Source organism: Streptomyces sp. NPDC107498 (genome assembly GCF_055582805.1).
Genome location: NZ_JBVJPE010000066.1, coordinates 1 through 1138 on the forward strand (window position 1 = coordinate 1; position 1138 = coordinate 1138).

1 protein-coding gene is annotated in these 1138 nt (G+C 70.3%); it reads left to right on the top strand.

Annotated features, from left to right (window positions below):
* On the top strand, positions 1-1138 hold a 1138-nt coding region (locus ACZ66Z_RS36720; RefSeq protein WP_469940319.1), incomplete at both ends, for an acyl-CoA dehydrogenase family protein.

The following is a 1138-nucleotide window of genomic DNA, read 5'->3' on the forward strand; positions in this document are numbered from 1 at the left end:
TTCGACCTGTATCGGCCCTCGGAGGAGCACGACATGCTCCGCGAGTCGGTGCGTGCCCTGGCGGAGGCGAAGATCGCTCCGTTCGCGGCGGCGGTGGACGAGGAGGGCCGGTTCCCGCAGGAGGCCCTGGACGCGCTGGTCGCCAACGACCTGCACGCGGTGCACGTCCCGGAGGCCTACGGCGGCGCCGGCGCGGACGCGCTGGCCACCGTGATCGTGATCGAGGAGGTCGCCCGCGTCTGCGGCAGCTCCTCGCTGATCCCGGCGGTCAACAAGCTGGGCTCGCTGCCGGTGATCCTGTCCGGCTCGGAGGAGCTGAAGAAGGCCTGCCTCGGCCCGCTGGCCCGGGGCGAGGCGATGTTCTCCTACGCCCTGTCCGAGCCGGACGCCGGCTCGGACGCGGCCGGCATGAAGACCCGCGCGGTGCGCGACGGCGACTTCTGGGTCCTCAACGGCGTCAAGCGCTGGATCACCAACGCCGGCGTCTCGCAGTACTACACCGTGATGGCCGTCACCGACCCCGACAAGCGCTCCAGGGGCATCAGCGCCTTCGTGGTGGAGAAGGACGACCCGGGCGTGTCCTTCGGCGCCCCGGAGAAGAAGCTCGGCATCAAGGGCTCGCCCACCCGCGAGGTCTACCTCGACAACGTCCGCATCCCCGCCGGCCGCATGATCGGCGCCGAGGGCACCGGCTTCGCCACCGCCATGAAGACCCTCGACCACACCCGCATCACCATCGCCGCCCAGGCCCTGGGCATCGCCCAGGGCGCCCTGGACTACGCCAAGGGCTACGTCACCGAGCGCAAGCAGTTCGGCAAGCCGATCGCCGACTTCCAGGGCGTGCAGTTCATGCTCGCCGACATGGCCATGAAGCTGGAGGCCGCCCGCCAGCTCACCTACGCCGCCGCCGCCAAGTCCGAGCGGGTGGACGGCGACCTGACCTTCTTCGGCGCCGCCGCCAAGTGCTTCGCCTCCGACGTCGCCATGGAGGTCACCACCGACGCCGTCCAGCTCCTGGGCGGCTACGGCTACACCCGCGACTACCCCGTCGAGCGCATGATGCGCGACGCCAAGATCACCCAGATCTACGAAGGCACCAACCAGGTCCAGCGCATCGTCATGGCCCGCAACCTCCCGT